6 protein-coding genes and 1 pseudogene are annotated in these 6678 nt (G+C 71.2%); 2 read left to right on the forward strand and 5 right to left on the reverse strand.

The annotated features are described in order from the left end of the window. Window positions 1-244: 244 nt before the first annotated feature. Window positions 245-916: an endonuclease NucS gene (gene nucS / locus ACWD3C_RS37495; protein WP_451151250.1), complete on the forward strand. Its 672-nt coding sequence runs from the start codon at window positions 245-247 to the stop codon at window positions 914-916. A 69-nt stretch (window positions 917-985) separates the two neighbouring features. Here the strand turns inward: nucS and ACWD3C_RS37500 are convergent, their stop codons facing one another. The 3 genes from ACWD3C_RS37500 to ACWD3C_RS37510 form a co-directional block, all read right to left on the reverse strand. After that, entirely contained in the window at window positions 986-3571 is a 2586-nt protein-coding gene (locus tag ACWD3C_RS37500; RefSeq protein WP_451151252.1) for an ATP-binding protein, read from the reverse strand. Window positions 3572-3855: 284 nt separating this feature from the next. Then, window positions 3856-4179 (reverse strand): STAS domain-containing protein, encoded by a 324-nt coding sequence (locus tag ACWD3C_RS37505; protein ID WP_020136551.1) that lies wholly within the window; start codon window positions 4177-4179, stop codon window positions 3856-3858. Between the two features lie 182 nt (window positions 4180-4361). Then, a complete protein-coding gene (locus tag ACWD3C_RS37510; protein ID WP_451151254.1) occupies window positions 4362-5210 on the reverse strand; it encodes a 3-hydroxyacyl-CoA dehydrogenase family protein in 849 nt (282 codons plus the stop codon). A 233-nt stretch (window positions 5211-5443) separates the two neighbouring features. Here ACWD3C_RS37510 and ACWD3C_RS37515 point away from each other — a divergent pair, with 233 nt between their 5' ends. Next, window positions 5444-6016, forward strand: a complete 573-nt coding sequence (locus ACWD3C_RS37515) for a cob(I)yrinic acid a,c-diamide adenosyltransferase (RefSeq protein ID WP_451151256.1) — start codon at window positions 5444-5446, stop codon at window positions 6014-6016. A 4-nt stretch (window positions 6017-6020) separates the two neighbouring features. On the opposite strand, the gene ACWD3C_RS37520 is transcribed toward ACWD3C_RS37515, so the two are convergent. Together ACWD3C_RS37520 and ACWD3C_RS37525 are read right to left on the reverse strand one after the other, a co-directional pair. Continuing rightward, on the reverse strand, window positions 6021-6215 hold the full coding sequence (locus tag ACWD3C_RS37520) for a DUF5708 family protein (protein WP_451151258.1): 195 nt from the start codon (window positions 6213-6215) through the stop codon (window positions 6021-6023). Further along, window positions 6212-6586: pseudogene (locus ACWD3C_RS37525) on the reverse strand (hypothetical protein); the annotation flags it as partial. The pseudogene ACWD3C_RS37525 and the gene ACWD3C_RS37520, both read right to left, overlap by 4 nt. Window positions 6587-6678: the final 92 nt, after the last annotated feature.

Below are 6678 nucleotides of genomic sequence, written 5' to 3' on the forward strand. Positions count from 1 at the left end.
GCGACCTCCGGCATATACGTTAAGCAACCGGCGGTGACCGCACCAGGAGGAAGCGCGCACAGTGGAGGCCCCTTGTGAACACAATCAGCCATTGCTGAACGGTGGTTGCCAGCGGCACATGCCGGGTGCCCGACGAGCGCCGATGTGCGCCCTACGGAGAGTTGTGGTCCCTCGCGCCGGGCAGTGGGGCCCAAGGGGTGGGCGAATCGCGTACACCCACATGAGTCGAGTAGCGTTGCCGACCATGCGTCTCGTCATTGCCCGATGCTCCGTGGACTACGCCGGGCGGCTCACCGCCCACCTCCCCTCGGCCCCCCGCCTCATCCTGGTGAAGGCGGACGGCAGCGTCTCGATCCACGCGGACGACCGGGCCTACAAGCCCCTCAACTGGATGTCGCCGCCCTGCACTCTGAAGGAGGGCACCGGGGACGAGGACGGCATCTGGACCGTCATCAACAAGGCGGGCGAGAAGCTCATCATCACGATGGAAGAAGTCCTCCACGACTCCTCACACGAACTCGGCGTCGACCCCGGCCTGATCAAGGACGGCGTGGAGGCACACCTTCAGGAACTGCTCGCCGACCGCATCGAGACCCTCGGCGAGGGCTACACCCTCATCCGCCGCGAGTACATGACCGCCATCGGCCCCGTCGACATCCTGTGCCGGGACGCCGAGGGCGCGACCGTCGCCGTGGAGATCAAGCGGCGCGGCGAGATCGACGGCGTGGAGCAGCTCACGCGTTATCTGGAGCTGTTGAACCGCGACCCGCACCTCGCGCCGGTCCGCGGCGTCTTCGCCGCCCAGGAGATCAAGCCCCAGGCCCGCGTCCTCGCCACCGACCGCGGCATCGGCTGCACGGTCCTCGACTACGACGCCCTGCGCGGCATCGAGGACGACAAGCTGCGGCTGTTCTGAGGGGCGGCAACGCCCGTACGGCCACGACCGAGGGCCGGGTCCGGCGACGGACCCGGCCCTCGGCTCTGCTCAGATCACCGACCCGCTCGGCGCATCCGCGCTGTTCTCCGGTGCGCTCGCCGGACTGCTGGACGCCGCGGGCTCGCTGGAGACCGGCTGACTCGTCACGGGCTCGCTAGCCGTGGTGGAGGTCTCCGGCTCGGACTCACTCTCGGTCGGCGTGGGTGTGGGCGTCGGCGTGGGTGTCGGCGTGGGTGTGGGTGTCGTCTCGTCGGGCGGTTCCTCAGTCTCAGAATCCGTGTCCGACGGTGTAGGAGGGCTTGACGGCGACGTCGCGGGCGGTTTGGTCGGCGATGTCGTTGGATCGTCCGGCTTCTCAGTCCCACTCGGGTCGTCAGAAGGCCCGCCGCCCGACGGCGACGGCGTCGGATCGTCCGACATGCCGTGCTCCCCGTCCGCCCCCGGATCCGTGGGCGTACTCGCCACGCTCACGTCGCCGTCGCCGTCCCCGCCGGAGTCACCGCCCGCTTCACCGCCCCGCTCCGCGGGGTCCGCGCCCAGGCCGCCGTCGTTGATGCCGGGGGTGGCCGAGGGGTCGACGCCGACGCTGTTGGACGGCGGGGGCTCGGCGCTGTCGGAGGTGGCGCCGAGGGTCACCACGGTGCCCAGGACGGCGGCCAGGAGCGCGCCGGCACCCACGGCGGCCAGGTTGCGCCGGGCGCTGTCGACCAGGCCCTTGACGGGACCGGCGGACTTGCGGGCGGCCCCGGGCTCGCTGTGGTGGGTGATCAGGGCCGGGGCGTTGCCCGAGGGCGGGGTGAAGGTCGTCGGGACGAAGCCGGACGGTACGCCGCCGGGGGGCGGCGCCGACTCCTCGTGCCGGGCGTCCGGGACCTCCTCGCCCGCGGCCGTGCGGCCCCCGGGCGGGGTCGCCCCGGAGCGGTCGGCGACCAGGGCCAGGGCACGGCGGCCCGCGACCGTGCCGCGCTTGTCGGCGAGGGCGCCGCGCAGCCCGATGGACGCCTCCAACTCGGCGCGGGCCCGGTCGAGTTGCCCGCTGCAGAGCGCGAGGATGCCCAACTCATGGTGGAAATAGGCCTGTTCGCCGACCTCACCGGCGAGCCGCGCGGCCTCGGCGCCTGCCCGCAGCACCCGCTCCCAGGCGCTCCAGTGCAGCCCCGCGGCGAACGCGGGCGCCGCCTGCCGGGCCAGCTGGACGGCGGCGGCGCTCTCCTCGTCCTCGCCCGGCGGTGTCGTCAGGGGCACGAGCACGGCCAGCGCGGTGAGCACGGCGTCGGCCTCGGCGGCGACCCGCTCGGGTGTGACCGACGGGTGTCCGGCCCACCAGGCGTAGTGCTGGGCGGCGGTGACGGCCCGCTCCTCGGCGCCGTCCGCGTATCCGGCGGCCTCCAGCTGGGCCTGCACCCCGGCCGCGAGCCGGTAGCGCGAGCCGACCGGCGAGACCAGGGCGCAGCCGGCCAGCTCGGCCAGGGCCGCGTCGGCGTGGGTGTCGCCCACCAGCGCGGGCAGGTGGGCCTGGTGCGGCACCTCACCGCCGAGCGCGACGGCGAAGCGCAGGGTCTCGCGCGCCGACGGGCTGAGCTGGGAGGCGAGCAGCGAGGCGGGTGCGGCCCCCTCGGCGAGCGAGGGCAGCGGTACGTCGTGGCCGTCCCCGGCGTCGAAGGGCGCGTCGACGGGCGCCTCCTCGAAGACGCCGTACTCGTCGAAGGCGTCCGCGCCGGCCCGCAGCCGGTCGCGTTGCCGCAGCAGCGCCCCGGCCTGCATGAACCGCAGCGGCAGGCCCTCGGACTCGAACCAGAGGTCGCCCGCCCAGTTCGACTCGTCCTCGCCGAGCACCCGCCCGACGGCGCGCTCCAGCAGCTCCAGGCTGCCCGCCCGGTCGAAGCCGCCGAGGGCCACCTCTTCGAGGTGCGCGTCGGCGGGCGGCGCGGGTACGTCGAGGGCCGCGCTGATCAGGAAGGCGCACTCGGGGGTCGCGTCGAGCAGTTCGCCGAGTGCGGGGCCGCCGAACTCCAGGTCGTCGAGGACGACGACGGCGCCGATCTCCCGCACCGTTTCGAGCAACTGGTCGTGCCCGGGCCGGAACAGCGGCACGTTGTAGACGGCGGCGAAGAGGTCGTGCAGCAGGTCGTCCGCCGTACGGCCGAAGCCGCTCAGACGGATGACGCCGTCGGGCGCCAGGTCCGCGCAGTCCTCGGCGACGGCGTCGAGGAGCGTGGTGCGGCCGGAGCCCGCGGCGCCGACGAGGCGTACGGAACGGCCGCGGGCGAGGCACCTGACGAGCCGCTGACGCTCCTCGTCGCGCTCCACCAGTGGCAGCCGGGGCAGTGTCGGCCCCGGTGGCACGGGCGGCTGCGCGGCGCGGGCGGTCTCGGCGCGCTCCTGAGCCGTGTACTTCACGGGCCGCACGGGCAGCTCGCCGGGCGGGCAGTTCTCTATCTCGCTGCCGTCGACGGGGTTGACGGTGAGCAGGAAGTCGCCCGAGACGAGTTGGACGGTACGGGCGAGCGCCGGAGTCGGCTGGCCGAAATCCGGTGTCAGGGAATCACGCAGGGAATCACGTGGCGGGCGCGGGCGAGGCGCCCGGCCGTCGTCGTGGCCGCTCTCTTCGGGTTCCCGGTTCGTCGGGTCCATTGGTCCTAGCCCCCAAAAGCGTCGTGTGCCTGGGTTACCCTCCCGGCCTTGCCGCACACTGCGCTGTCGCTTCTGGTCCGGTGCCCGCTCGAGGGTTGCTGGCGGCGGGCAGCCAAACCTTAAACTTTCGCACAGTATCGCCGACAGTCCGGGGTACCGCGCCGCCCGGGACATCACAGTCTCGTGAGAATTGCGAGTGAGGCGCATTTCGCGCCATGGAGCGACGGCACCCCACACACATCACGTCAGCCCGCCGAGTCATACGTGCGAGCCCGGCCCCCCGTTCACACCCGCGGCAGCGACTCCACGCCAATACCCCCCTCGATCGCCAGGATGCGGTGCAGCCGGGTGGCCACCAGCAGGCGCTGCATCTGGGGTGGTACGTCGCGCAGCACCAGCCGCCGTCCGCACCTCCCCGCCCGCCGGTGGGCCCCCATGATCACGCCGAGTCCGGTGGCGTCCCAGGAGTCCAGTTCTGACAGGTCGAGCACCAGGTCGCCGGCTCCGTCGTCGACGGCCGAGTGCAGGACCGTACGGGCGTCCGCCGCGCTGCGTACGTCGAGGCGGCCCCCGACGACCAGCTCGGCGTGGTCGCCCCTGATGTACATAAGCGCTCCCGTGAGTGCGTCTCGTACTCTGCGTTGGCCGGTGTGTTTCAGGTGATGCAACGTCTGACGGCGTGGGGGCCGGTCAGGTTGCCGTCTGTGAGCGAACCGATACCGAATTCACCTCAAGGGGTGATACCCGAGAGTCGCGTACGGTTCAAAGTGACGCCCGTGCCGCCGTGACGTCAGTGCTTGTAGAAGCCCTGTCCGCTCTTGCGTCCGATGTCCCCGGCGTCGACCATCCGGCGCATCAGCTCCGGCGGGGCGAACTTCTCGTCCTGGGACTCGGTGTAGATGTTGCCGGTGGCGTGCAGCAGGATGTCGACGCCGGTCAGGTCCGCCGTGGCCAGCGGGCCCATCGCGTGGCCGAAGCCCAGCTTGCAGGCGAGGTCGATGTCCTCGGCGGTGGCGACGCCCGACTCGTACAGCTTGGCCGCCTCGACGACGAGCGCGGAGATGAGACGGGTCGTCACGAACCCCGCCACATCCCGGTTGACGACGATGCAGGTCTTGCCGACGGACTCGGCGAACTCGCGGGCGGTGGCGAGGGCCTCGTCGCTCGTCTTGTAGCCGCGCACCAGCTCGCACAGCTGCATCATCGGCACCGGCGAGAAGAAGTGCGTACCGACGACCCGCTCCGGGCGCTCGGCGACGGCCGCGATCTTGGTGATCGGGATGGCGGACGTGTTCGAGGCGAGCACGGCGTCGTCCCGCACGATCTTGTCGAGCGCGCGGAAGATCTCGTGCTTGACCTCCAGCTTCTCGAACACGGCCTCGACGACGATGTCCGCGTCGGCGGCGGCGTCGAGGTCGGTCGTCGCGGTGATCCGGGCCAGGGCGGCCTCGGCGTCCTCCGCCCCCAGCTTGCCCTTGCCGACGAACTTGTCGTACGAGGCCTTGATCCCGTCGGTGCCACGGGTGAGCGCCTCGTCGGTGACATCGCGCAGGACAACATCCCAGCCCGCCTGCGCGGAGACCTGTGCGATACCGGACCCCATGAGCCCGGCGCCGATGACGGCCAGCTTCCGTGCCACTGTGCGACTCCCCTGGTACACGCTGTTGACGTATTGCCTCTCGGGCGGACATTAGCGCTCGTGAGGCGCCGTGTGACCGGTTAGTAATGCGCGTCACGTCTCAAATGACGGACATCACACCGGCAGCACCCATTCCGGCGCCCGTACGGCGTAGTTGAGCGCCTTCTCGCCCGGCTGCCGGACCCGTGCCGCCCCGTGCTGCCGGACGGCCGGGACGTAACTACGCTGGCCATATGGTCAATCTGACGCGCATCTACACCAGGACCGGCGACCAGGGCACCACGAACCTCGGTGACATGAGCCGAGTACCCAAGACCGACCTGCGCATCGCGGCGTACGCGGACGCCAACGAGGCGAACGCGGTGATCGGCACGGCGATCGCACTGGGCGGGCTGGACGAGGAGGTCGTCAAGGTCCTCACCCGCGTACAGAACGATCTCTTCGACGTCGGAGCGGATCTCTCCACCCCCGTCGTCGAGAACCCCGAGTTCCCGCCGCTGCGCGTCGAGCAGTTCTACGTCGACAAGCTGGAGGCCGACTGCGACCGCTTCAACGAGCGTCTGGAGAAGCTCCGGTCGTTCATTCTGCCGGGGGGTACGCCCGGTGCCGCGCTGCTGCACCAGGCCTGCACGGTGGTACGGCGGGCCGAGCGCTCGACGTGGGCGGCGCTGGAGGCCCACGGGGACGTCATGAACCCCCTCACCGCCACCTACCTCAACCGGCTGTCGGACCTGCTGTTCATCCTGGCCCGCACGGCCAACAAGGATGTGGGGGACGTGCTCTGGGTGCCGGGCGGGGAGCGCTGAGGCCCTAACGGCCGGCCGATGTACGGGCCGCCTGGTACAGGCCCGTCGCGACAAGCGCGCCGCCGAGGCACATCATGACCACCCCGACATTCGTCAGGGTGACGACAGGCGTCTCCACTCCGTCGGTGAACAGCCACAGCAGCAGGCCGGTCACGAGGGTGACGACACCCTCCAGCAGGTTCTTCGTCGCCTGGCTCATCGCCTGACCTCCTCCTTCGATTCCCTAGACTCCTTCGACTCCTTCGACGCCGCGACCCGGTGGTCCCTCTCGGGGACGGCCGGGGCTTTCTTCGGCCAGACGAAGTACGCGAGGGCGACCAGTCCGTGGATGCCGACGGCCCTGAGCGCCGCCCCTTGAAAGGCCCGCAGCGACGAGATGTCCCCGTCGTCGCCGACGTACCAGACCGCGCCCTGGAGCAGCGCGCACGCCACAGCCGCCGCCAGGAGCGTACGGAGCCACAGGCGGGCCTCGTGGCGGGCGCGCGGCATGCCGTAGCGCGGTGGTCCCACCGGCTTGGGCGCGCCGGCCAGGCGGTGGGCCGCGTGGCCGTCGAGCCAGCGGATCGTGTACTGATCTTAAATTCCTGAGGTAGACCTGGCGACAGCTGATGATCCATCAGGTATGCCGGTGGTATGCGGTACGCGACGGGTGGCGGGCTGAC

The organism is Streptomyces sp. NPDC002845 (assembly GCF_053591955.1).